This window comes from Senegalia massiliensis, assembly GCF_900626135.1.
Taxonomy (GTDB): domain Bacteria; phylum Bacillota; class Clostridia; order Tissierellales; family SIT17; genus Anaeromonas; species Anaeromonas massiliensis.
The window spans coordinates 471,120-496,587 of record NZ_LR130785.1 but is presented as its reverse complement, the minus strand read 5'-3'; the positions used below and the strand labels follow the sequence as shown (position 1 = coordinate 496,587).

General features: G+C 28.0%; 31 protein-coding genes. 4 read left to right on the top strand and 27 right to left on the bottom strand.

What is annotated here, in order from left to right:
* Nucleotides 1-24: 24 nt before the first annotated feature.
* Together E0D94_RS02485 and E0D94_RS02480 are read left to right on the top strand one after the other, a co-directional pair.
* Nucleotides 25-798 (top strand): tryptophan-rich sensory protein, encoded by a 774-nt coding sequence (locus E0D94_RS02485; RefSeq protein ID WP_130805722.1) that lies wholly within the window; start codon nt 25-27, stop codon nt 796-798.
* 79 nt (nt 799-877) lie between these two features.
* Complete coding sequence (locus E0D94_RS02480; protein ID WP_130805721.1) at nt 878-2,050, top strand: hypothetical protein; 1,173 nt, start codon at nt 878-880, stop codon at nt 2,048-2,050.
* A gap of 2 nt (nt 2,051-2,052) precedes the next feature.
* On the opposite strand, the gene E0D94_RS02475 is transcribed toward E0D94_RS02480, so the two are convergent.
* The 8 genes from E0D94_RS02475 to E0D94_RS02440 all read right to left on the bottom strand — a co-directional run bounded on the left by E0D94_RS02475 (nt 2,053) and on the right by E0D94_RS02440 (nt 10,424).
* Nucleotides 2,053-2,478: a deoxycytidylate deaminase gene (locus E0D94_RS02475; protein ID WP_130805720.1), complete on the bottom strand. Its 426-nt coding sequence runs from the start codon at nt 2,476-2,478 to the stop codon at nt 2,053-2,055.
* A gap of 22 nt (nt 2,479-2,500) precedes the next feature.
* The gene (locus E0D94_RS02470) at nt 2,501-3,712 is read right to left on the bottom strand and encodes a GNAT family N-acetyltransferase (RefSeq protein ID WP_130805719.1); all 1,212 of its coding nucleotides are present in this window, start codon (nt 3,710-3,712) and stop codon (nt 2,501-2,503) included.
* Between the two features lie 226 nt (nt 3,713-3,938).
* A complete protein-coding gene (ppdK, locus tag E0D94_RS02465) occupies nt 3,939-6,563 on the bottom strand; it encodes a pyruvate, phosphate dikinase (protein WP_130805718.1) in 2,625 nt (874 codons plus the stop codon).
* Between the two features lie 28 nt (nt 6,564-6,591).
* Nucleotides 6,592-7,413, bottom strand: a complete 822-nt coding sequence (locus E0D94_RS02460; RefSeq protein WP_130805717.1) for a pyruvate, water dikinase regulatory protein — start codon at nt 7,411-7,413, stop codon at nt 6,592-6,594.
* 157 nt (nt 7,414-7,570) lie between these two features.
* On the bottom strand, nt 7,571-8,200 hold the full coding sequence (upp, locus tag E0D94_RS02455; protein ID WP_130805716.1) for a uracil phosphoribosyltransferase: 630 nt from the start codon (nt 8,198-8,200) through the stop codon (nt 7,571-7,573).
* A gap of 35 nt (nt 8,201-8,235) precedes the next feature.
* Nucleotides 8,236-8,682, bottom strand: a complete 447-nt coding sequence (gene rpiB / locus E0D94_RS02450; RefSeq protein WP_130805715.1) for a ribose 5-phosphate isomerase B — start codon at nt 8,680-8,682, stop codon at nt 8,236-8,238.
* Nucleotides 8,683-8,694: 12 nt separating this feature from the next.
* Complete coding sequence (locus tag E0D94_RS02445) at nt 8,695-9,375, bottom strand: low molecular weight protein arginine phosphatase (protein ID WP_130805714.1); 681 nt, start codon at nt 9,373-9,375, stop codon at nt 8,695-8,697.
* A gap of 11 nt (nt 9,376-9,386) precedes the next feature.
* Complete coding sequence (locus E0D94_RS02440; protein ID WP_130805713.1) at nt 9,387-10,424, bottom strand: L-threonylcarbamoyladenylate synthase; 1,038 nt, start codon at nt 10,422-10,424, stop codon at nt 9,387-9,389.
* Nucleotides 10,425-10,549: 125 nt separating this feature from the next.
* On the opposite strand from E0D94_RS02440, the gene E0D94_RS02435 reads away from it, so the two are divergent.
* A complete protein-coding gene (locus E0D94_RS02435) occupies nt 10,550-11,278 on the top strand; it encodes a ZIP family metal transporter (protein WP_130805712.1) in 729 nt (242 codons plus the stop codon).
* A 25-nt stretch (nt 11,279-11,303) separates the two neighbouring features.
* Here E0D94_RS02435 and prfA read toward each other — a convergent pair whose 3' ends face one another.
* The 19 genes from prfA to E0D94_RS02340 all read right to left on the bottom strand — a co-directional run bounded on the left by prfA (nt 11,304) and on the right by E0D94_RS02340 (nt 25,042).
* Complete coding sequence (prfA, locus tag E0D94_RS02430; RefSeq protein WP_130805711.1) at nt 11,304-12,374, bottom strand: peptide chain release factor 1; 1,071 nt, start codon at nt 12,372-12,374, stop codon at nt 11,304-11,306.
* Nucleotides 12,375-12,437: 63 nt separating this feature from the next.
* Complete coding sequence (locus E0D94_RS02425; RefSeq protein ID WP_130805710.1) at nt 12,438-12,956, bottom strand: chromate transporter; 519 nt, start codon at nt 12,954-12,956, stop codon at nt 12,438-12,440.
* Nucleotides 12,956-13,501, bottom strand: a complete 546-nt coding sequence (locus E0D94_RS02420; RefSeq protein WP_130805709.1) for a chromate transporter — start codon at nt 13,499-13,501, stop codon at nt 12,956-12,958. The genes E0D94_RS02425 and E0D94_RS02420 overlap by 1 nt, the downstream gene beginning before the upstream one ends.
* 1 nt (nt 13,502) lies before the next feature.
* Nucleotides 13,503-14,366: a peptide chain release factor N(5)-glutamine methyltransferase gene (gene prmC, locus E0D94_RS02415; protein WP_130805708.1), complete on the bottom strand. Its 864-nt coding sequence runs from the start codon at nt 14,364-14,366 to the stop codon at nt 13,503-13,505.
* Nucleotides 14,367-14,457: 91 nt separating this feature from the next.
* Complete coding sequence (locus E0D94_RS02410) at nt 14,458-15,369, bottom strand: metal ABC transporter solute-binding protein, Zn/Mn family (RefSeq protein WP_130805707.1); 912 nt, start codon at nt 15,367-15,369, stop codon at nt 14,458-14,460.
* A gap of 211 nt (nt 15,370-15,580) precedes the next feature.
* Nucleotides 15,581-16,159 (bottom strand): thymidine kinase, encoded by a 579-nt coding sequence (locus tag E0D94_RS02405; protein ID WP_130805706.1) that lies wholly within the window; start codon nt 16,157-16,159, stop codon nt 15,581-15,583.
* 78 nt (nt 16,160-16,237) lie between these two features.
* Nucleotides 16,238-16,435: a 50S ribosomal protein L31 gene (gene rpmE / locus E0D94_RS02400; protein WP_130805705.1), complete on the bottom strand. Its 198-nt coding sequence runs from the start codon at nt 16,433-16,435 to the stop codon at nt 16,238-16,240.
* Nucleotides 16,436-16,543: 108 nt separating this feature from the next.
* Nucleotides 16,544-18,136 (bottom strand): complex I subunit 5 family protein, encoded by a 1,593-nt coding sequence (locus tag E0D94_RS02395; RefSeq protein ID WP_130805704.1) that lies wholly within the window; start codon nt 18,134-18,136, stop codon nt 16,544-16,546.
* 11 nt (nt 18,137-18,147) lie between these two features.
* A complete protein-coding gene (locus E0D94_RS02390; protein WP_130805703.1) occupies nt 18,148-19,743 on the bottom strand; it encodes a complex I subunit 5 family protein in 1,596 nt (531 codons plus the stop codon).
* A 2-nt stretch (nt 19,744-19,745) separates the two neighbouring features.
* On the bottom strand, nt 19,746-20,081 hold the full coding sequence (locus E0D94_RS02385; RefSeq protein ID WP_130805702.1) for a sodium:proton antiporter: 336 nt from the start codon (nt 20,079-20,081) through the stop codon (nt 19,746-19,748).
* Complete coding sequence (locus tag E0D94_RS02380; protein WP_130805701.1) at nt 20,082-20,486, bottom strand: MnhB domain-containing protein; 405 nt, start codon at nt 20,484-20,486, stop codon at nt 20,082-20,084.
* Entirely contained in the window at nt 20,483-20,743 is a 261-nt protein-coding gene (locus E0D94_RS02375) for a hypothetical protein (RefSeq protein ID WP_130805700.1), read from the bottom strand. The genes E0D94_RS02380 and E0D94_RS02375 overlap by 4 nt, the downstream gene beginning before the upstream one ends.
* Nucleotides 20,736-21,272, bottom strand: coding sequence for a Na(+)/H(+) antiporter subunit B (locus E0D94_RS02370; protein ID WP_130805699.1), 537 nt, complete (start codon nt 21,270-21,272; stop codon nt 20,736-20,738). The genes E0D94_RS02375 and E0D94_RS02370 overlap by 8 nt, the downstream gene beginning before the upstream one ends.
* Nucleotides 21,269-21,577 carry a monovalent cation/H(+) antiporter subunit G gene (gene mnhG, locus E0D94_RS02365; RefSeq protein WP_165442837.1) on the bottom strand — a complete coding sequence of 103 codons (309 nt, stop codon included), beginning with the start codon at nt 21,575-21,577 and terminating at the stop codon, nt 21,269-21,271. The genes E0D94_RS02370 and mnhG overlap by 4 nt, the downstream gene beginning before the upstream one ends.
* The gene (locus E0D94_RS02360; RefSeq protein ID WP_130805698.1) at nt 21,574-21,834 is read right to left on the bottom strand and encodes an MrpF/PhaF family protein; all 261 of its coding nucleotides are present in this window, start codon (nt 21,832-21,834) and stop codon (nt 21,574-21,576) included. The genes mnhG and E0D94_RS02360 overlap by 4 nt, the downstream gene beginning before the upstream one ends.
* A 3-nt stretch (nt 21,835-21,837) precedes the next feature.
* Nucleotides 21,838-22,323: a Na+/H+ antiporter subunit E gene (locus tag E0D94_RS02355; protein WP_130805697.1), complete on the bottom strand. Its 486-nt coding sequence runs from the start codon at nt 22,321-22,323 to the stop codon at nt 21,838-21,840.
* Nucleotides 22,323-22,688 carry a hypothetical protein gene (locus E0D94_RS02350; RefSeq protein WP_130805696.1) on the bottom strand — a complete coding sequence of 122 codons (366 nt, stop codon included), beginning with the start codon at nt 22,686-22,688 and terminating at the stop codon, nt 22,323-22,325. Before E0D94_RS02350 ends, E0D94_RS02355 begins: the two co-directional genes overlap by 1 nt.
* A 74-nt stretch (nt 22,689-22,762) precedes the next feature.
* Entirely contained in the window at nt 22,763-24,091 is a 1,329-nt protein-coding gene (rho, locus tag E0D94_RS02345) for a transcription termination factor Rho (protein WP_130805695.1), read from the bottom strand.
* Nucleotides 24,092-24,298: 207 nt separating this feature from the next.
* A complete protein-coding gene (locus E0D94_RS02340; RefSeq protein ID WP_207289604.1) occupies nt 24,299-25,042 on the bottom strand; it encodes an NADPH-dependent oxidoreductase in 744 nt (247 codons plus the stop codon).
* Between the two features lie 70 nt (nt 25,043-25,112).
* Between E0D94_RS02340 and E0D94_RS02335 the strand changes: the two genes are divergently transcribed.
* A complete protein-coding gene (locus E0D94_RS02335) occupies nt 25,113-25,328 on the top strand; it encodes a hypothetical protein (protein ID WP_130805694.1) in 216 nt (71 codons plus the stop codon).
* Nucleotides 25,329-25,468 lie beyond the last annotated feature (140 nt).

The following is a 25,468-nucleotide window of genomic DNA, read 5'->3' as shown; positions in this document are numbered from 1 at the left end:
TAAAAAGAATAGGAAGTGAATTATATGAAATCTTGGATAAAAGCATTTGTAATTATAACATATATAGCTATGATAGCAGTAAATGCACTTGCAAATATTATTCCTATAAATGGAATTACTACAGGTGAAGTGTCTAATTTATATGAAAATTTATTCACTCCAAGTAGTATTACATTTTCTATATGGGGAGTAATATATTTTTTACTTGCACTTTTTACACTCTATCAAGCAGGATTATTTAGAAATAATGACAAACATGCAAAACTTTTAAATAATATTGGAATACTATTTTCCATATCTTCAATTGCTAATATGTTATGGATATTTGCTTGGCATTATAAAGTGTTAAGCTTATCTGTAATTCTTATGACTATAATTCTCATTAGTTTAATTTTTATAGTTACAAAAATTAAAAATACTAATTTAAACTCTAAAGAAAAATTCTTTATAAGTATTCCCTTTAGTATTTATTTTGGCTGGATTACTGTTGCAACTATTGCAAATATAACTGCTTTTCTTGTGAAAATTAATTGGGATAGATTTGGACTCTCAGAAATTTTCTGGGCTATTACAATTATTATAATAGGAGCTATTATTGGAATTATAACTATTATAAAAAATAAGGACTATGTATATGGAGCTGTAATAATATGGGCATATATTGGTATACTCATTAAACATTTATCTGAAAATGGATTTGATAGAGTGTATCCTTCAGTTATTATAACAGTAATAATATCTATAATAATAGTATTAATTGTAAATATATTTGTATTTTTAAAATTAATAAAACATTAAGTAATAAATTAAAATCCTTCCCAAATATTACTTTAAAAGATATAATAATCTTTATAATATATAAAGGGGATTTGATTTAATGGATAAGGTAGTAAAAAATCATAAAAGAAAAAACAAATATTTAGGATCTATTTTCTTCATATTAATATGTGCTGGTCTAGGATTTATACTTGGGTTTCTTTCAAATACTTATTTAGAGGACTTTTTCCAAAAATACATCAATAATGAAAAAGCATATATTGAAATTTTTAATATCTATATTTTATTATTAATATTCATACTAGGTTATTTAATACATATTATAATTCATGAAGCTGGACATTTAGTATTTGGACTGATTTCAGGATATAAATTTGTATCTTTTAGAGTTGCTTCTTTTACAATAATAAAATTTCAAGGAAAATTTAAGTTTAAAAGATTTAGTATTGCTGGTACAGCAGGGCAATGTCTGATGATGCCTCCTAATATGATAAATGGAAAATATCCATTTACATTATATAATTTAGGTGGAGTAATGTTTAATTTAATTATATCCATACTAGTTATATTAATTGCAAAACAATATTCTTCTTACTTAAGTGTTTTCTTTATATTAATAAGTCTTGGTGGAATACTTTGTGCCTTAACAAATGGTATACCTATGAAAATTAATGGAGTAGGAAATGATGCATATAATTTATTGTCAATGATTAAAGATAAGGATGCAAGAGAATCTTTTCACCTTCAACTTGAAATAAATGGACTTTTAACTGAAGGAAAAAGATTAAAAAATATGCCCTATGAAAAATTTAAACTAAAAGAAGATGTTAATTATAAAAACTCTTTAAATTTTTCTAAATTTTTTATAACATATAACTACTTTTTAGATAATATGGATTTTAAAAAAGCTAAACAAGTATTAAAATTTGCAGAGTCTTTTACTCAATACACAATCTCTTTAAATAGATTAGAATGGGAGTCTGAAATGTTATTTATGGAACTTATAGGAGATTGTAACGAAGAAATAATAGAAGAATTATATGATAAAAGTCTTCAAAAATATATAAAAGCTTCAAAATTCATGGTAAGTAAAAAAAGAATTATGATAGCTTATGAAGGACTTTACAAAAACGATAAAGAAAAAAGTTTGAAATATTTAAATGAATTAAAAGATTTAGCTGAAAATTATCCTTTAAAAGGTGAAGCTGAAATGGAACTTATGCTAGGAGATTTTTTAAAAGAAAAATTAAATAATAATAACCCACAAATTTAATATTATTTGGTGGGTTTATTATCATCTAAATAAACTACTTCTATATTTGGTGATTCTTTAAACCAATTTATTGACGGACTATAATCTTTTAGAAATACTACTCTAGTAATTCCTGATGTTATTATAAGTTTTTGACATTCTGGACAAGGCTGATGTGTTACATAAATAGTAGCACCTTTTCTTTCATCTGGTGTAGTTTCTAGTAGACAATTAACTTCTGCATGAATTGTACGAGTACAATGATTATTAACTATATGGCATCCTACATCTTCACAATGAGGAAGCCCTGCAGGACTTCCATTATATCCTGTGCCTTTTATTCTCTTATGTTTTACTATTACAGCTCCTACATGAAGCCTAGGGCATGTACTTCTTTCTGCAACTTTTAAAGCTATATCCATGAAATAATTATCCCAATCTTTTCGCATGTTTTTCCTCCTCTTTTTTATTCTAATAATAATCTGAAAAATACGGACTCTGTTGTTCAATAGAATCCTCTAGCATATCCACTATTTCTGAACTACATTTCAATCGTCCTATTTTATGGAAATAATCAGGTCGTTTATATCCTAATAGCATAGTTACCATAGTTTGAATATCTATTTTTGAATCAGTTTTCTCCTTTGTTGCAATGATTTCTCCTTTTCCACCTTTGTCGATTTTAAGGGTAAAAACCCCTTGATTCCACAACAACATTGGATCATCTAAAGTAAAGGTCCATACACGCTCTCTATTATCAGGCTTAAAATGATACTGCTCAATAAACTGCTGAATATCTACAATTCGTGCCATATAGTAAGGTGATATAGTTTCCTTAATATCTGCATCTTCTAATAAAAATGCCAATGGTTCATCTGTATGGGTATTGCCTATTACTTTTGAAATCATGGAAAAATGAGCACTAATAAAATTCCATAATCCAGTTCTAGCTTCTTCATTAATAAAAATCATGTCTTTTATATGAAACACTTCATCTGCAATCCAATACAAAACATATCCTTCAGGCTCTCTATTTTCATTATAGTAAATAGCTGCATTTAAATCATCATAATCCCATAGCCAATATTCATTCCAAGCCAGATCATTTCTTAACATAGCTCCATGTTGTTGACTACTAAAACGTTTATAAGCTTCTTTTACTTCTTCGCTATTTGTATCAACACGTTCAACTTCTCCTGAGACCTGTTTAACTTTAGGTAATTGGTAATCATTGACTTCAAATACAATCTTATCAGAAATAATTTCCCAACCCTTCCTACGATAATAAGGAATTGAATAAGGATAAAGGAAAGAGATAGACTGCTTACGAATTCTCATATTAAAAAGTGCTTGATATAAAAGTTTGTGCATTAACCCAATATTGGAGTACTCAGGGAAAGTTCCTACTCCAGTAAGACCAGCCATATCATAGATTCTATTAAATATATTCACCTTAAAGGGATAGACTGCTACCTGAGAAACTAATTTGTCTCCATCAAACCATCCCAGAACATCAGCCTGCTGTAAAACAGGAGATTTCGCCCTGATCATATCACGATCTTCCCAACCCACCTTACGAAGTTCATTATCAGTAACTTGAAAAACATACCTAAGTAACTGATTGTATTGTTCAAGGTGTTCTAGTTCAACACGCTTCATTTTTAATCTTTTTTCTCTAGCCATAATAACCCTCTTTTCTTTTCAATCGGATAAATACTATTATGTCAAACATTATCAATTATTATAGCACAAAATTTTTCATGGGACAATTTACATAGATGAGTAAAGATACTAAGGTTACTGAGTTTAAGTAAATACATAGAGTTTTGATTTAAAATGAAGATAAAAAACAGATGTATCATATAAATATAATACATCTGCTTAATTTAAACTAAAGTATGAATCACTACTATATATTTTTCACCACTGCTTGTGCTGCTGCAAGTTTTGCTATTGGTACTCTAAATGGTGAACATGATACATATTGAAGCCCTAATTCATAGCAAAATTCTACTGAAGATGGCTCTCCCCCATGCTCTCCACATATTCCAAGTTTTATATTTTCTCTTGTTGATTTACCACCTTGAACTGCTATTTCCATAAGTTTTCCTACACCTTTTCTATCTATTGCTTGGAATGGATCTCTTTCTAATATTTCTTTGTTTACATATTCATCTAAGAACTTACCTGCATCATCTCTTGAAAATCCAAAGCCCATTTGAGTAAGGTCATTTGTTCCAAAGCTAAAGAATTCTGCTTCAGTAGCTATTTCATCAGCTGTTATTGCAGCTCTTGGTATTTCTATCATTGTTCCTATCATATAATCTACTTCTATTTCTTTTTCTTTAAATACAGTTTCTATTTCTTCAATTATTTGTCCCTTTACATATTTCAATTCTTCTATATGTCCTACAAGTGGTATCATTATTTCAGGTTTGATATTTTCAAATCCATTTTGCTTTATTTCTATTGCAGCTTCTATTATTGCTCTTACTTGCATTTTATATATTTCTGGATAAGTTACTGCAAGTCTACATCCCCTATGACCAAGCATAGGATTAACTTCACCAAGTTCTTCTATTCTATCCATTAAATTTTCATAATCTATATTCATAGCTTTTGCAAGACTTTCTATATCTTCTTTTTTAGTTGGTAAAAATTCATGTAATGGTGGATCAAGAAGTCTTACTGTAACTGGCTTTTCTTTCATAACTTTATATAATCCTAAAAAGTCTTCTCTTTGGAATGGTAATAATTCTGCAAGTGCATTTTTTCTTTCTTCTTCTGTTGTAGAAAGTATCATCTTTCTTACAGATGGTATTCTCTTTTCATCAAAAAACATATGCTCTGTTCTACAAAGTCCTATTCCTTCTGCTCCAAATTCCAATGCTTGATTAGCATCTTTTGGCGTATCTGCATTTGTTCTTACACTCATAGTTCTTATTTCATCTACCCATTCCATAAACTCACCAAAGTTACCACTTAATTTTGGTTGAACTTTGTTTATATTACCTTTATAAACATTACCTGTACTTCCATCAAGAGAAATGTAATCTCCTTCTTTTAATACAAAGTCTTTTACTCTTATTTCTTTTTTCTCTTCACTTACTCTAATTTCACTACATCCAGCTACACAACATTTTCCCATTCCTCTTGCGACTACTGCAGCATGAGATGTCATTCCTCCTCTAGATGTAAGTATACCTTCTGCTGATACCATACCCTCTATATCTTCTGGTGATGTTTCCTGTCTTACTAATATACACATTTCTCCTCTTGCCTTTGCTTCTACTACATCATGAGCATTGAAATAAATTCTACCAGAAGCTGCACCAGGAGAAGCTGCAAGACCTTTTGAAAGTGATTTTGCATTTTCTAATGCTTTTTGTTCAAATGTTGGATGAAGAAGTTGATTTAATGTATTTGGTTCAATTCTTAATACTGCTTCTTCTTTTTCAATTACTTCTTCTTTTACAAGATCTACTGCTATATTTATTGCAGCTTGTGCTGTCCTTTTTCCTGTACGTGTTTGTAACATATATAACTTTTTATTTTCTATTGTAAATTCAATATCTTGCATATCCTTATAATGTTCTTCTAGTTTTCTTGTTATATTTTTAAATTCTTCAAATACATCAGGCATACTAACTTCTAAATGAGAAATTTCTTGTGGTGTTCTAATTCCTGCAACAACATCTTCCCCTTGTGCATTTATAAGATACTCACCGAACAATTTATTTTCTCCTGTTGCTGGGTTTCTTGTAAATGCTACTCCTGTACCTGAAGTTTCTCCCATATTACCAAATACCATTGATTGAACATTTACAGCTGTACCTAATTTATGTGATATGTTGTTTATTTTTCTATATACTCTAGCTCTTGGATTGTTCCATGATTTAAATACTGCTTCTATGGCAAGTTCCAATTGCTTTACAGGATCTTGTGGAAATTCTTCTCCTATTTCTTCACTGTATACTTCCTTGTACTGTTCTACTAATTTCTTTAAATCTTCTTTAGTCAAATCTGTATCAAGCTCTGTATTCTTTTTTTCTTTCATATCATCAAGTAAATTATCAAATCTTACTTTTGGTATTTCCATTGCAACATCTGAAAACATTTGAATGAATCTTCTATAACTATCATATGCAAATCTTTCATTACCTGTAGATTTTGCAAGTCCTTTTACTGATATATCATTTAGTCCTAAATTAAGTATAGTATCCATCATACCAGGCATTGAAGTAACCGCACCTGAACGTACTGATACAAGTAAAGGATTGTCTTCATCAGAAAAACTTTTTCCAAGTCTTTGTTCTAAATCTTGTAAATGCTTTTTTATTTCCTCGTGTAACTCAACCCATATTTTCTCATTTTCTTCATAAAATCTATTACATGCTTCTGTTGTTATTGTAAACCCAGGTGGAACTGGCAAATCTAAATTAGTCATCTCAGCTAAATTAGCCCCTTTTCCCCCAAGTAAAGATTTCATTTCTTTTTTACCTTCATTAAAATTATATACATATTTATTTGTCATTTAAATTCCCCTCTCTAATTTCTAATATTTATTGAAAAGTAATACCATTTTTATTTAATAATGATACTACTATTTCTGCTGTTTCTTCTATTGCTTTATTTGATACATCAATTATAGGACATCCTATTTTCCTCATAATCTTATCTGCATATTCTAATTCTTCTAATATTCTAGAAAAACTTGCATAACTTGAATTTTCTTTGAGTCCTAAAGACTTAAGTCTTACTTCTCTTATTTCATTTAATTTTTCTGGTGAATTTGTAAGTCCTATTATTTTTTTTTTAGGTATTTCATATATTTCTTTAGGAGGTTTTATTTCATTTACTAATGGTAAATTTGCAGCTTTTATATTTTTGTTTGCTAAATACATACTTAAAGGTGTTTTAGAAGTTCTAGATACTCCTAGCAATACTACATCTGCTTCTAAAAATCCTCTTGGATCTTTTCCATCGTCATATTTAACTGCAAATTCTATTGCTGCTACCCTACTAAAATATGCTTCATCTAATCTCCTTATAGTACCTGATTTTCTAAGTGGTTTATTATCTAACTTCTCACTTAATGCATTGATTAGTGGACTTAACAAATCAATTGTTGCAATTTGAAATGTTCTTGAACAATCATCTATAAAACTAACTAGTTCTTTATTAACTAATGTATATAAAACTAAAACATTTTCCTCTAAAATCACTTTTTTCATTATATTCTCAAGCTTCTTCATATTTGTTATATGAGAATATCTATTTATTTCATAATTATCTGTTTTAAATTGTGCCATTGCAGCTTTTAATACTGTTTCTCCAGTTTCTCCTAATGAATCTGATATAATATATATTTTTAATCGTTCCAATTTGTCACCTCTTTTTATAATGTGATATACTATATAACATTATAAATATATAGTATGTCATATTAGTTATATTGTCAATACTTTTTATAAAAAAGAATATAAAAATAGAGAGAAACTTTTCAGTTTCTCTCTATAATTTTAGTTAATTATTACCTTATTATTTTGTACCGTATAATCTATCTCCTGCATCACCAAGTCCCGGTACAATATATGCATGGTCATTTAATTTTTCATCCATTTCACCAAGATATATATCCACATCTGGATGAGCTTCTTGTATTGCTTTTACACCTTCTGGTGCTGCTATTAGGCACATTAATTTAATATCTTTTGCACCTCTTTTTTTAATTGCTTCTAGTGCTGATATTGCAGATACACCTGTTGCAAGCATTGGATCTGTTACTATTAATGTTCTTTCTTCTACATCTTTTGGTAATTTACAATAATATTCTACAGCTTGTAAAGTTTCAGGATCTCTATATAATCCAACATGACCAACTTTTGCTGCTGGAAGAAGTGTAAGCATTCCTTCTACCATTCCAAGTCCTGCTCTAAGTATTGGAACTATTCCTAATTTCTTTCCTGATATAACTTTTGATTTTGTTGTAGTTATTGGTGTTTCTATTTCTATATCTTCAAGTTCTAAATTTCTTGTAACCTCATATCCCATAAGCATTGAAACTTCTTTTACAAGTTCCCTAAATTCCTTTGGCCCTGTATTTTTGTCTCTTATAAATGTTATCTTGTGCTTTATTAATGGGTGGTTCATTACAAATAATTCTCCCATGTACGCATCTCCTTTCAATTGTTTATCGCTAAATATTATAACATATTTTCTTCTATATCCATAATTTTATTTACTCTTCTTTCGTGTCTACCTGATTCAAATTCTGATGAAAGGAAAGCTTCTACTATAGCTTGTGCAAGATCTTGTCCAAGTACACGTCCACCAAGTGCTATAATATTTGCATTATTATGTTCTGCTGCTTTTTTAGCTGAATAAATATCTGAGCATAATGCACATCTTATTCCACGAACTTTGTTACATGCTATAGAAATACCTATTCCTGTACCACATATTACTATTCCCTTATCATATTCTCCCTTTGCTACTGATTCTGAAACTTTTTTACCAAAATCAGGATAATCAACTGAGTCTTCTGAATATGTTCCAAAATCATTATATTCATAACCTGAATCTTCTAAATACTTGATTATATTTTGTTTTAATCCATATCCTCCATGGTCACTTCCTATTGCTATTTTCATAATTTATTCTCCTCACTTTTTTAAATTTTTTACTACTTTTTTTAATGTTTCTTTTATTTCTTCTGCACTTTTTTCATATACAGATGTAGGCTGTCCAAATGGGTCTTTTATATCGAGTGATGGTATTTTACTTTGTAATTTAGTTATTTTAGCTTTTTCATCTTCTAATTCACTTTCTATATCCCTTTCCCATTCTTTTAATTCAATGTCAATTTTTTCTACTTCTTTTAATAGTTTCCTTCTCTTTTGTTGTAACTTTCTAATTTCACCTTTTCTTTGTTCCATTAAATGTGTTCTTTTTTCATTTATAGATTTATATATTTCATTTATTTCGTCTAATATATCATTTATGTCTATATCTTTATTAGCATATTCCTTTAAAGTATATAGTTTATTTTTTGTTTCAGGATATAAATTAAGTACTAAAGATTTATGATTATTTGTCATTGTAAGTATTATATCTGCTTTTTCTACATCTTTTCTTGTAAGTGATTTGGCTTTATGACTTCTCATGTCTATTCCCATACTATCCATTACTCTTATAGCTTGTTTTGATGCATCTGTCCCATCTACTGCAGCTACTCCTCTTGAATATATGTTGAATTCACTATCATCAGTCATATCCTTTAACATTGCCTCTGCCATACTACTTCTGCAGGTATTTCCTGTACATACAAAAAGAATGTTTTTCATAATTATCACTCCTATACATTTTCTATATCGTACCCTGCTGCTTTTTCCATTCTATTCATTATGGCACTTCCTATGCCTTTTTCTTCTATAGCTTCTGCAAGTATTATATCTACATCTAATTTATCAAATTCTCTTAACATTAGAAATAAGTTAGAAGCTATAGTACTGGGATATCTTCTTGAACCTAATATAAGTAAGTTTTCATTCTCATACCTTCCTTTTGTTTCCTCTGTTGCTAATATACCCACTTTTAATCCTTTTTCTCCATAATCTCTATCTAAAATATTTATTCTTTTTATTACTTTTTCTAAATCCCCTCTAATTATCTTCATATTTGCCTTAGGAGAGTAGTGTTTATATTTTTGTCCTGGAGATTTAGGTACAATTTTTTTATCTTTTAATGATTTATCTTGTTCAACTTCATCGAATACTTCAAGTAAATCTTCTCTAGTTATATCTCCTGGCCTAAGTATCATTGGAGTTTTCCCAGATACATCTAATACAGTAGATTCTAAACCTACATCTGTTTTTCCACCATCTATTATCATATCTACTTTTCCAAACAAGTCTTCTTTAACATGATTTATATATGTTGGGCTTGGTCTTCCTGATATATTAGCACTAGGTGCCGCAACAGGAGTATCAGCTAATTCTATTATTTTTCTAGCTATATTATTTTTAGGCATACGTATAGCAACTGTATCAAGTCCTCCTGTAATTATATCTGGTACAATATCTTTTTTCTTCATTATTAAAGTTAAAGGTCCCGGCCAAAATTTCTCTATTGCTAATTTTGCAGAATCTGTTATATCTTCTACTAAATAATTTAATTGACTTATATTTGATATATGCACAATTAACGGATTATCCTGAGGCCTTCCCTTTGCTTTGAATATTTTTTTTACTGCCTCAGTATTTAGTGCATTTGCTCCTAGTCCATATACTGTTTCTGTAGGTATAACAACTAATCCACCATTTCTTAAAATGCTAGCTGCTAATTCAAGTGCATTTTCTTCATCTGATTTTTTTATGATTGTTTTTTTATTCATATTATCCCTCTAATACATATTTTCTTTTTAATATTATATATTATTTTTATCATTATATACAACACGTATATTTATAACCTTATTTGAATAAAATTATATATCTTAAATTTTATGGGGTGCATTAAATGCAATTAATTAATAATACTTTAATAGGTTTCATTGTAGGAATATTAGGCACTAGTTTAGGTGCAATAATTGCACTAATTTTTGTTAATGATAATAAAAAGATACTTTCACTAATACTTAGCTTTACTGCAGGTCTTATACTGTCTATTGTAACTTTTGATCTTATTTATGAAGCAATAGAATTATCAAATATAAGATTAACCTCCTTTGGAATATTTATTGGAACAATTATAGTAGTATTTATGGAAAATATATTGTATAAATTACAGATTAATAAAAATCATAATCAATTCATTAAATCTGGACTATTAATGGCTATTGCAATTGCTATACACAATATTCCTGAAGGTCTTGCTATAGGTTCTGGTTTCATGTTTACATCTGACATGGGTTTTAAACTTGCTATTATAATATCTCTCCACAATTTACCTGAAGGTATAGCTATGGCAACTCCTTTAAAAATAAGTGGATTTAAAGGAATCAAAATAATAATCTATTCAATACTTGCAGGAATTCCTACAGGTATTGGTGCTTTTTTTGGAACTATATTAGGAGGTATTTCAGATTCATTTATAGGTTTGTGTTTTGCTATTGCTGCAGGTACTATGCTTTATATTACATGTGGAGAACTTATACCAAACTCTAAAGATATCCACAATAATAGACTTGCCCCTGTGACTTTGTGTATAGGTTTTATTATTGGTATTATGATAATAAATATATTATAAAAGCGAACTCAAAAAAGTTCGCTAATTATTTTTCTATAGTTTTAAGTTTTTCTGCTTGATCTGTTGTAATAAGTGCATCTACCATTTCTTCTATATCCCCATCTAGGAAATTATCTAATTTATATACTGTCATATTTATTCTATGATCTGTTATTCTACCTTGTGGATAATTATATGTTCTGATTCTCTCTGATCTGTCTCCTGTACCTACTTGTGATTTTCTAGCTTCTGCTATTTCTTTATTTTGCTCTGAAACCTGTTTTTCATAAAGTCTTGCTTTTAATACTTTAAATGCTTTATCTTTATTTTTAAGCTGTGATTTTTCATCTTGCATAGCTACTACTATTCCTGTAGGAACATGAGTAAGTCTTACTGCTGAATCAGTCGTATTAACACTTTGACCACCATTACCTGATGAACGGTATACATCGACTCTTACATCATTCATATTTATTTCTACTTCTACATCATCTACTTCAGGAAGTACTGCAACTGTTGATGTTGAAGTATGAATTCTTCCACCAGATTCTGTTTCTGGTACCCTTTGTACTCTATGAACTCCTGATTCATATTTCAATCTAGAATAAGCACCTTTACCTTTTATCATAAATACTATTTCTTTAAATCCACCTACTCCTTGTGAACTCGTACTCATAATATCCACTTTGAAGCCTTGTCTTTCAGCATATCTTGAATACATGCGGAATAAATCTCCTGCAAATATACCTGCTTCGTCTCCTCCAGCTCCTGCACGAATTTCTACTATAACATTTTTTTCATCATTAGGATCTTTTGGTATAAGTAAGAATTTAATTTCTTCTTGTAATTCTTCTTGATGTTTTTGTAGTTCATTTAATTCTTCTTTTACCATCTCTTTGAAATCATCTTCTAACTTTTCATTTAACATTTCTTTTGATTCTTCTATCTGTTCTGTTGCTTCTTTATATTCTCTATATTTCATTACAATAGGTTCTATTTCAGCATGTTCTTTTACATACTTTTGCCATTCATTTATATTATTTATTATATCTGGATCACTTATCTTTCCGTTTAAATCTTTATATTTTTCTTCAAGAAAATCTAATTTTTCTAGCATCTATTTCACCTCATTCCCTTTCACCAATAATATATTATATCAAAAAATTATTTAAAAGTCGAATTAATATATGAAAATTCCAGTTATTCCTGCCCCAATTATTCCTATTATAGGGCTTATTTTTTTTATTCCTACTAAATAAAATATTGCTATGGCAATTATAGCTCCCTTTATATCTAATATGGACTCTTTTCCGACTAAATATAACGCAGATGCTATAAGTGATAATACTATAGGTCTAATTCCCGAAAAAATCCATTCTACATATTTAGAATTTTTAAATCGTTCTAAGAAATGAGCTATAGTTATAAGTATTAAAAATGAAGGAAGTATCACTGCAATTGTTGCAATTGCTGAGCCTAATACTCCATTTATATTAAAACCTAAAAATGTAGCTGAATTTATTGCAATAGGACCTGGAGTTACTTGTGATATAGCAAGCATATCTATAAATTCTTTTGGATTTATCCAACCTCTATTTTTTATCAATTCTTCTTGTATAAATGGAAGCATAGCAAGCCCTCCACCAAAACTAAACAAACCTATTTTAAAAAATGATAAAAACAATTTTAATGATATCATTATTTTTCCCTTTCTTCTCTTAATTTATTATATGCTATAGATACAAATGCAGCAGTTAATAATACATATACAGGACTAATTCCAAATATTATAAGAATGATAGCAGCTAATATTGATATAATTATTAATATAGGTTTTAACTTAGCAGATATATATAAATTCCATAATGATGCCCCAATAAGTCCTACTACTGCAGGCGTAAGCCCTTTAAATACTTTTTCCACTATAATATTATCTCTAAATCCATATACAAATTTAACTACAAATAATATGATTAAAAAGGAAGGAGCTGCTACTCCTATTGCACAAAAAATAGCACCTTTTATTTTATTCAACCTATATCCTACAAGTATAGAAGTATTTATAGCAATTGCACCAGGTGATGATTGAGCAACTGCAAGTATATCTAAAAATTCTTTTTCAGTTAGCCATCTATTTTTATCTACTACTTCTCTTTGTATTAATGGAAGCATTGCATATCCACCACCTATTGTAAATATACCAATCTTAAAAAAGGTGATAAAAAACTTTAAAAGGTCTTTCAAGCTAACCCATCCTTCCTATAACTGCTCTATCCCTACCTTGTAGGTCTTTTAATACTAATATTTCTTTGTATCCGTTATCTCCCATTATATTTTTAACACTTTCACCTTGATCATATCCTATTTCATAACATAAAAGCCCATTATCTATAAGTTTTTCTTTTGCTTTTTCTGTTATATATCTATAAAATACTAGCCCATCATCTCCACCATCTAATGCAAGTCTAGGTTCATATTTTGACACTTCTATCTGAAGACTATCAATATCTCTTGAAGGAATGTAAGGAGGATTTGATACTACTATATCCATTTTTTCATCTATTTCTGGGAATCCTTCTAAAATATCTTTAGTTATTAATTCTACTCTGTCTTCAAGGTTCATTTTCTTTTTATTTTTACGGGCTATTTTTATTGCTTTTTCACTTATATCCACAGAATAAATATATGAATTCTCTATATAGTAAGCAAGACTAAGTGATATAGCACCGCTTCCTGTTCCTATATCTAATATTTTAATTTTTTCTTTTTTATTTTTTCTAGCAAATTTTATTATATATTCAATTAATATTTCAGTGTCTGGCCTTGGTACAAGTACTCCTTCTGTTACATGAAAATCCAAGCCCATAAATTCTTGATTTTTTAATATATATTGTATAGGATAACCTTCTTTTCTTTTTTCAATTAATTCTTCAAATTTTTCTATAATTTCCTTACTTACTATACGATTTGGGTGAGTATAAAGATATGCTTTATCAACATCTAACAAATGCATCACTATTAGCTCTGACTCTAATCTTGGACTTTTCCTTTCTGTTTTTGATAAAGATTTGAAACCCCTTTCTAAAAGGTCTCTTACAGTTGTGCTCACTTAAAATGTCCCCTTTCAAAATATTCTATTTAAAATTATAACACATGCTGAAAATCTCTACCAATATTTATTATAGTAGAGATTTTAAATCCTAATTTAATACTTCACTAAACTTTTCTGAAATATTTTTCATATTGTCAATATAATCTTCTGATAGTGGATCAACCTTTATTGCTTTGCCATCAATTTCTTCTGCTATAGTTTCTGCTTGTGAACTGCTAAATTCTTGCTGATAAAAAACAAATTTTATATTATTTTCTTTAGCAAAATCTATTACTTCAGTTATTCTTTTAGCACTTGCTTCTTTACCTGACTCCTCTATTGCTACCATATTGAGACCATAATCATCAGCAAAATATCCAAATGAAGGATGATAAATTATAAATGACTGACTCTTTACTCCTTCTAAACTTTGTTTTATACTTTCATCTATTTGCTTTAATTCTTCTTTATATTTTTCACTATTTTCAATGTAGAAATCTTCATTTTCAGAATCTAGTTCTATCAACTTATCTGTTATAATATCTACCATAGCAATAACTCTTTTAGGTGATAACCATATATGTGGATCTCTACCTTCTTCATCATCATGAGTTTCGCCATCTTCATGGGTATGCTCTTCATCTTCCTCAAAATATCTATTAGGAAAATCTTGCTCTATACTATTTGCTAAATGGATTATTTCCATATCTTCATTTAAGTCTTTTACCTTTGGGATAATATTTGATTCTTCTGCTGGTACTCCCATAGCAAAATATACTTTAGAATCACTAAATTTTTGTAACTCTTTTGGTGAAGGCTGATAATTTGTAGGACTATTTCCTGGTGGTATCATAGTAACTATTTCTATTTTTTCTTCTGCAATAGAATTTATAAATCCTTTTATTGGTGGTATCCCTGCAGCTACAGTAAACTTATCATTCTTTTGTGCTTCATTGTTATCATCAGCACAGCCTGTTAATACAACTAATAATATTGTTAAAACAATAAATATCTTCTTCATAATTCCCTCCTTGAAACACATACGACTTTACATTTATACTTACTAGTATAACCTTTTGTATTATTTCTAACAGCATTATAAAATTTAATACCCTTTATAATAGACAGTAATCATAAAGAATAAACTTAAAATAAGATAGATAAGTGTACATTTATCTATCTTATTTTAAATATAATGTTTTAGAATTTTAAATTATATCGAAATTTGAGCATTAGCCACGTTTTACTTCATGATGGAGTCTACATCTTGCTTCATAACTTTCTTTTGCTCCTACAAGTATTGTTGGTTCATCATACATTGCAGGTTTCCCATCTATTAATCTTTGAGTTCTTGTTGCAGGATTTCCACAAACCATACATACTGCTGTAAGCTTGTCCACAAATTCTGATATAGCTAATATTTCTGGTGTAGGACCAAATGGCTCTCCTCTAAAATCCATATCAAGTCCTGCTACTATTACTCTAAGTCCTCTATTTGCAAGTGTTCTACAAATATGTATTATTCCTCTATCTAAAAATTGAATTTCATCTATTCCTACTACTTCTGTATCATCATCTAATAATTCTAATATCTCTTCAGAATTTGATATACAAACTCCTTCTATTTTATCTCCATTATGGGATACTACATCAACCTTTGAATACCTGTTATCTATTGCAGGTTTAAAGACTTGTACTTTTTGTTTTGCTATTTTTGCTCTTCTAAGCCTTCTTATAAGTTCTTCACTTTTTCCACTATACATAGGTCCTATTGCAGCTTCTATATATCCATGATCATTTGGTCCATACATATAAATCCCCCATTATCATTAGTATTTTTCGAAAAAATAAAGGCTAGAAGATTTTTTCCTTCTAACCTATAGCTTCTATTACATTCCATATTTTTTCTTGAATTTATCAACACGTCCGCCTTTATCAATAAACTTTTGACGTCCTGTGAAGAATGGATGACATTCTGAACAAATTTCAACTTTTATATCTTCTTTTGTAGAACCAGTTTCAAATTCATTTCCACATGCACAACGCACTTTAACTGTATTGTATTCTGGATGGATTCCTTCTTTCACTAAAATCACCTCTTTCCGATGCAACTTATAAATTTATGATTTTCATATTTGTCAGTTTTCAACTAATACATTATAGCATAGAAAAAAAACTTTTGCAAACAACTAAATTTAAATTTTTATCCACAAAATCATTATTGCTATAAACGTTATTAACATTATATTTGTAGTAGAAAATGATAAATTTACATGTCTTAATTTTTTTATTATTTTATAGTCCTTTTCTATTATAAGTTTAAATATTATATATCCTAAAAATACATTTATTATATAATCCATTATATAACCCATATCAAATATATTCAAATAGGATACTTCTATTCCGAATAAATTTAACATTATACTTTTTGAGAATAATCCTAAAAACAAGCAAGTTATAGCTAATATACCAATAGAAGTTTCGCTTGTTCTATGATGTAACTTGTTTACATAAGAACGACCAAAAAATATTTGAGAGAACTTTACAAATGAAATTATTGTTCCTAAATTAAGCAAGTTTAACATATTTACCTTTAAACTACTTCCATAAAGTCCATGTTTTATTATTGTTTTACTTACATATCCATTAAATAAAGGTGCCCCTGTTATAGATAATATACCAATTATCATGAATATAGATATAATTGGTGAATCCCTAAATACACCTCTTATTTCTGTAACACGTCTTGACCCATATCTATTTATAAGTATTCCTGCCCCTAAAAATAGTAATGTCTTAAATATTGCATGATTGAATACATGTAGGGTTCCACCAATTAAAAGTTCTCCTTCCATAGCACTTATTCCCATAAGCATAATACCTATTTGAGATATTGTATGAAAGGCTAAAATTTGCTTTATATCTTTTTGAGTTAATGCAAATAAAACACCTAAAAATCCAGTTACAAAACCTAATAAAAAGAAAAAATCATTTAATAGGTCTATATTAAACATCTGATTCATTCGAATAAATGCATATAATCCACTTTTTACAAGCAATCCTGAAAGTAAAGCTGATACTCCAGATGGTGCAGCACTATGAGCCCTTGGAAGCCAATTATATACTGGAAAAAGTGCTGACTTTACTCCTACTGCTGCCATTATAAATACATAAGATAATTTCACTATACTTGTATCTCTAAAAAATTCTATTTTAATCTTTATTGTATCCATATTAAGTGTACCTGTAAATGAATATAATAAAATCAATCCTAATAGATAAAATAATATACCTACTGAATTAAAAGCAAGATAATAAAGCCCTGCTCTAACTGAAAAACCATCTTTTTTATATATTATAAGTATTGTTGAAAGTATTGTTATTATATCTAGTACAACAAAAATATTGAAAAGGTCATTACTAAATAAAAGTGCTATAAATGCTCCTTCTAGAAATAATAAGAAGAATAAAAACTTATATTCATGCTCTCTTTTATTCCAGCTATAAAGTATTATTAAGGTCCAAATAAATATTGTAAGTGCTACAAAGACCATACTAAGATTATCAATTAAAAATGTAATTCCAATTGCTTTATTCCATGGTCCTAATGTAAATATATGTTTTCTTCCTATAGTTATAAAATACTTTGAATAAACTATGTATAAAATTATACTTGTAATCTGGGTTACAAATGCCAAGTAATTTATTCTTCTATCATGTACTAAATATATTATCATAGCTGAAAATATTGGTATAAATATCAAAAATATCGGTATAAATTGCATAAATTACCTCCCTAAAAAACCCAAACCCATATGATCATAAATACGACAGTAACTAATGAAATCGTATTTGTATTTTCAAAGGATAGATTATAATTTCTTATTTTACGAAATATTTTATTATCATCTTTTAAGAAGAGTTTATAAAAAGCTCCTCCTAATAAAAATGAGATTAAATAATAAATTACATTATTTAATGTGAAAAACTCTATATCATTTAAATCAACTCTAAATATATTTTCAATTATATTTACTCCAAGTATACCTATAAGGATTAGAATAAATACCAATATAAATATTGAAATATTACTTAATTTCATATTTAATTTATTTACTTTACTAGTTCCAAAAAATATTTGAATTAACTTTATAGAATATAACAATGTTATAAAATTAATTATTTTTATTATTGTTTTCAAAATTAACCTACTACTTGCCCCATATTCCATTATAGTTTTTGTTATAAATCCACTAAAAAATGGAGCTCCTGATATAGAGAGTAATCCTATTATAAAAAATATAGAAACAATAGGAGATTCTTTAAATACACCTCTTATTTTTGTTATATCTCTAGAATTATACCTATTTATTATAATTCCTGCTACTAAAAATAATAAGGTTTTGAATATAGCGTGATTAAATATATGTGCTAAAGCTCCAATATACATATATTCGGTTATATTGCTTAGTCCAATGAATATTAATCCTATTTGTGATATAGTGCTTAATGCTAAGATTTGTTTTATATCTTTATGACAAATTGCCATAATTCCTGCACTTAATGAAGTAAATACTCCAATTGTAAGTATTATATTATCAAATAAATTCATATTATATATACTTAGTAACTGTATATAAATATAAATTCCTCCAGCTTCTATTATTCCAGATAATAGTGCTGATATTGAACTAGGAGCTGCTCCATTAGCTCTTGCAAGCCATACAAATGCTGGGAAAACTCCTGATTTTATTGCAAGTGAAATTATCATAAATATATAACTAAATATTATTATATTAGTATCATTAAAATTATCTATCTTTAAAGCTATCATTTCTATATTTAGTGTTCCAGTAATAGAATATAAAAGTATAAGCGATATTAAGAAAAACATCATAGCTATACTATTGAATAACAAATAAAACAATCCTGATTTAACTGCAAATCCATCCCTTTTATAAATTATAAGTATGGTAGTTGTTATTGAAATTATTTCTAAAAGAATAAATATATTAAAAAGATCGTCACTAATTAAAAGTGCTATAAATGCCCCTTCTAGTATTAAGATGAAAAATAGATATTTAAATTCATATTTTCTTTTAAACCATGAAAATAGTATTATAATCCACCATAAAAATATAGTAAGTGCTATAAAATATATACTTAAATTATCAACTTTTATAGTAATACCTATTCCTTGAACCCAGTTTCCGAAGGTATGTTTTAAAACCCTATTACTATCAAAAAAATAATTTATATAGTATAAAAATAATATCGAAATGATTGATTGAGAAAGAAATATAAATTTATTTATATTTCTTTTATGAAACAGATATATTATAACTCCAAAAAATATTGGTATAAATATCAAAAGTATAGGTATAAAATCCATAATTATCCCTCCCTGTCAAAAAGCTCCTTCCAACTAAGGGTACCATAATAATGAAATACTTTAATAGCTAGCATGAGAGATAATGCAGTAATGCTTGCCCCTATTACTATTGTCGTTATCATAAGAGCTTGTGGAATAGGATCTACTATTTTTTCTGTTACTCCATTTAAAATAGGTATTTCTCCTCCTTCTGTTGCTCCAATACTTAAAAACAATAATATTATTGCTGCTTGAGTTATATTTAAGGAAATAATTGTTTTAATTATCCCTTTACTAGTTGAAAGTCCAAAAAGTCCTATAAGTACTATTACAAATGAAAGTAATATTTCTAACTTCATCTATTCACCTTCTTCCATAAATGTGGTAAATATTGTTATAAGTCCTGTTGAAACCTTAATGCCTATTAGAAAGTTGAGAAGCAATAAAAATATAGTTTTTACTCCCATACTCATATGTTCAGGAATAAAATTAGTAAAAAAACTACCTCTAGTAAATATACTAGTCATGGCCACTAATATAATTATAAAAAAACTATATTTTTCTAACTTAACTAATATTACTATATCTTCTAATATTGGTACTTCCACTATATATGTTATTAGTATAGCTGTTGCAAGTATTGCTCCACCTTGAAATCCACCACCTGGAGACAAATGTCCATTGATTATAACATAAAATCCATATATCAATATAAATGGAAATAAAATTCTACAAATACATGTTAAAATTTCGGATTTTTTCATATTACATCATCATCCCTTTTAGAAATAAAGATAATACCTGAAACTGTCACAAGAAGAAGCCCTGCTTCAAATAGTGAATCATATAATCTATAGTCTAAATATATTGCTGTTATAAGATTTTTAGATCCAGTTTCTTCTAATCCATTTTCAAATAAATAATTTTTAGTATAATTATCTATATCCAAATCTATTAAAATAGAAGAAAAACTTAAAAATATGATTATGAGAAGAATTATAGTTATAAATTTTTTAATCATAAACATGTTCCTCCTCTACAAATTTCACTTTCACATCCTTATAATCTCCACAAATTTTATTTAGTCTATTAGTAATAGTAGATGCTGGATTTCCTTTAAAAACATAATGTTCATTTTCTTTATATATAAATAAATCTACATTCCTAACTCTAAATACTTCAAATGATATATCATCTTTATCTTTTAAAAATACTAATTTAAGCTGATAATAATCAGTTAATTCTTCTAATATTTTATATCCTATTCCAGACTTAGTTTCTATATCTAAAAAGCTATCTTCTACACTTCCTAATACTACAATAAACTCCTTTTGTTTAGATATTGCTATTATAAATATAAGTGGTAATATGGCACTTCCTATTGCGGCTTCAGCAAGTGCCAAATCTGGTGCCCTATAGAAATAATAAAGAAGAGCTGAAATAAGAGAAAATACTGAGAAAAAAATAACTGATTTTAAATTATTTTTTAATGTTATTACAGTAATAGATATTATTATTAAAAAAATTTGAAGTAAAATTATTATATTCATAATCTCTCCTTATCTTGTTTTGAAGGTATACCATTTAAGTATGCACTTCTTGCTATGATATGATTACTAACTGGACCTGTAAGCAGCATAAATACTAGTATTATAATAAGTCTTATTGATAATGTATTTATTCCAACTCTAAATATGAGAGCAAATATTATTGTAATAAAAGCTACTGTATCTATATTACTACTAGTAAGCAATCTAGCATAAATATTTTTGAATCTATATATACCCAAAACTCCAAAAAATATAAATATCCATGAGAAAAAAATTAAAATAATTGAAATAATATCAAATATCATTTTTGTCTTCCTCCTCTAAGTAAAAATCTTGATAGAAGTGTTATAGTCAAAAATCCTATGATTCCATAAGATATTGCAATATCTAAAAGCATTGAATTTTCTTTATATATTCCATAAATTGTTATAAGAAGTATTGTATGTGCTGAAATTAAGTTGAGGCACATTAGCCTGTCCCAAAGAGTAGGCCCTTTTACCATTTTTATTAAAACAAAAAACATTGCAATTATCAAAACAACCATAGTTATGATTAAAAACATATATCAATTCTCCTTTTTAATAAAGAGTTTTTCAAATTTCTCTTTGATATTTTTTTCTGCGTCTCCATTTTCATCTTGTCTTATATATAATATGATTAATTTGTTGTCTTTTTTATCTACAGTAATTGTCCCAGGTGTAAGTGTTATTGAATTAGCTACAAGTGTAATTAAAAAAGAATCTTTTAAATCTAGATCTATTTCTAATATAGAAGGATTATATTCGTCTTTTATTATACTTTTCATCAAATCTATAGAAGATATATAAATTTCTGAAATAAGAATAAATATATATTTTATCCATGTATAAATACTAGGAAATGAAAATAAAAATCCACTCTCAGTATATAGTAACCCATAAGACAAATAGGTTACTATAAAAGAAACTATAATTCCTCCTATTATATTTGAAATTTCTAAATTAAGAGTAAGTAACATCCAAAATATAAATAGAATAATAAACATCTTAGGGTGAAATCTTTTTACTTTCATTATTCCACCTCTGTAAGCCCGTTTTTTTCTTTTACAAGTATTATTTCTATATTTTCCCCATCATAATTAACATATGATTTATCTATAAGACTTGCAATAAGATATATATTTTCTTCTTCTATATCATCATATAATCCTTCATATAATAACAAAGGTATATCATAATCTTCATCTTTTTCAAGAAACTCTCTTAATTTATCAATACTTTCTTTCTTTAAATCCTTTATATTAGCTACGATTCTTATTCTCATGTATTCTTCATTATTATCTATATTTAAATCAATTTTTGTAGCATCTTTTTTAAGCATTATGGAAGTAAGAGAACAAACTATATTATAAATATCATGCTTTCCTCTATTTAACATATTTTCACCTCTTCTTTTTTTATAATACCCCTTTTAAATATATATAAAGCAAGACTAGAAGAAATTCTTCTAGTCTATTTTTTATTCCTCATTATCTCAATGAACTCAAAGTTTGTTTTTGTATTCATTAATTTTTCAAGTATCATTTCTGCTACATCTATAGTAGAAGTATTCCCAAGTGCCTTTCTTATATTCCAAATTGTTTCAAGTTCTTTTTGTGATAAAAGTAAATCTTCTCTTCTTGTACCAGATTTATTTATATCAATTGCAGGGAATATTCTCTTCTCAGATAATTTTCTATCTAGATGTACTTCCATGTTTCCTGTTCCTTTAAACTCTTCAAATATTACATCATCCATTCTACTACCTGTATCAATTAAAGCTGTTGCAAGTATAGTAAGACTTCCTCCATTTTCTATTTTTCTTGCTGCTCCAAAAAAGCTTTTTGGCTTATGTAATGCTCCCGGATCAAGTCCTCCTGAGAGTGTTCTTCCTGTTGGTGGTATTATAAGATTATATGCACGAGCAAGCCTTGTTATGCTATCTAAAAGTATAACTACATCTTTACCATGTTCCACTAACCTTTTGGCACGTTCTAATACCATTTCTGCCACTTTTGTATGATGACGTGGAAGCTCATCAAATGTAGAATATGCTACATCTCCTTTAACTGAACGTTGCATATCTGTAACTTCTTCTGGTCTTTCATCTATTAATAATATTATGATCTCTACATCTGGATGATTTTTGGCTATACTATTAGCAACTTTTTTAAGAAGTACTGTTTTTCCTGCCTTTGGGGGAGCTACTATCATTCCTCTTTGACCTCTTCCTATTGGAGCAATAAGATCTATTATTCTAGTTGAAATTTCAGATGGGTTTGTTTCAAGGGTCATTCTTTCAATAGGATAAATAGGGGTAAGGGTATCAAAATTTGGTCTATTAGTTGCACTTTCGGGGTTTAAATCGTTTACCTTCTTAACATATAATAAAGCATTATATTTTTCACCAGTTTTTGCAGGTCGTGTTATACCAAATACTTTATCACCTGTTTTGAGATTGAACCTTCTTATTTGTGAAGGAGATATGTATATATCATTGTCTCCTGATAGATAATTTTGACGTCTTAAAAATCCATATCCTCCATCAGGGTGAAGTTCAAGTATACCTTCAACATGATTTATTTCTTTACTTTTATCTATTTCTTCTGATAGTCTGTCTGGTAACTCTTTTTTGTGCATTTCTTTTTGATTTAGTTTTTCTATTTTTTCTAAATCTCCTGCTTTTAATAAATGATCTATTAATTCGTCTTTTCTAAATTTAGTAAACCCTTTTAGACCTACATTTTTTGCTATGCTTTTTAGCTGGTCTAATTTCATCGACTCTAGGTCAGATCGTTTCAAAATTCCACCTCCGCAAATTTACAATTATATATAATTTTATGTATTTTATATGGTATATGAATTTAAATATTATAGAAAAATAATATAAGAAAATAAAAGATAAGCTTATATATAAAGTAATATTATCCATTAGCTGTGAGCATTAGACCACACAGCTTTTGGATAATTATATAGTATCATTTGAATATTAACAAGTCAACAAGAAAACTATTCTGATTTGTAACCTTTCTTTCTTATTGAACCACTTACTTTAGGGAAGTAAACATTTTCGTATGTTTGTGCTACTGTTTGACTCCAATTTCTATCTGATTCTCCATTGGTTCTTTCTTTCATATAATCACTCATTGTTGAATCATATTCATCTATTAACTTCTTCATGTCTGTTGTATCATATTTCTCTCTATGGAAAACTGCCTTCTTAGGAAGTCTTGGTTTTTTATCTGACCCATCCATAGGAAATCCTATACATAATCCTACCATAGGAAATACATATTCAGGTAGTTCTAACATGTTAGCTAATTCTTCAGATTCTTTTCTAACTGCACCAATAGGAACTATTCCAAGTCCTAATGATTCTGCAGATACCATAGCTGCTTCTAGAGCAATACCTACATCTACTGCACCTACTAGTGTTGCCTCTATATTGTCAATTAATCCAAAGTCTTTTCCTTGCTTTTCAAGTGCTAATTTTGCTTTATAAAAGTCTGAACAAAATATAAGCATAAGTGGAGCTTGATCTATCCACTCTTGATCTCCTGATAATTCGGATATTTTCTTTTTCTTAGCTTTATCCTCTACTGCAATAACAGATATTTGTTGTCCATTTATAGAGGTTGGTGCTGATTGTACTGCTTGTATTATATTATCTAAATACTCTTCTGGGATACTATCCTCTTTATATTTTCTAATTGATCTATGGTCTTTCAATAGATCTAAAACATTATTCAACATACTCAACTCCTTTATTTATATACCTCAATATTATACCCTTATAAATAAAAGATAATCCTTTTGTTCAGTTTTGGAATTTTCCATATTTGAAAATGTAAATTGTATTAGTTTAAAAGAAAAAACTATAATGACAGGACTTATTGATAGTCATGTTCATATTACAATGGAGCCAATAGCTAATCCTGTGAGTTTAATGTCAAAAAAATCTGCCTCAAAAACTACTTTACAAGGTGTAGCAAACCTTAAAAAGCACTTATATTCTGATACTACTTTTTGTAGAGATTAAGGAGCAGGGCAGGGTATAGACTTTTATTTAAGAGATATTGTACACGCTCTATAATTAAAAACCATTTTATCATTGTTCTGAAATTTAATATCTATACAAAAACCCCTTATATAAATAGTAACAATCATATTAAAAATGAT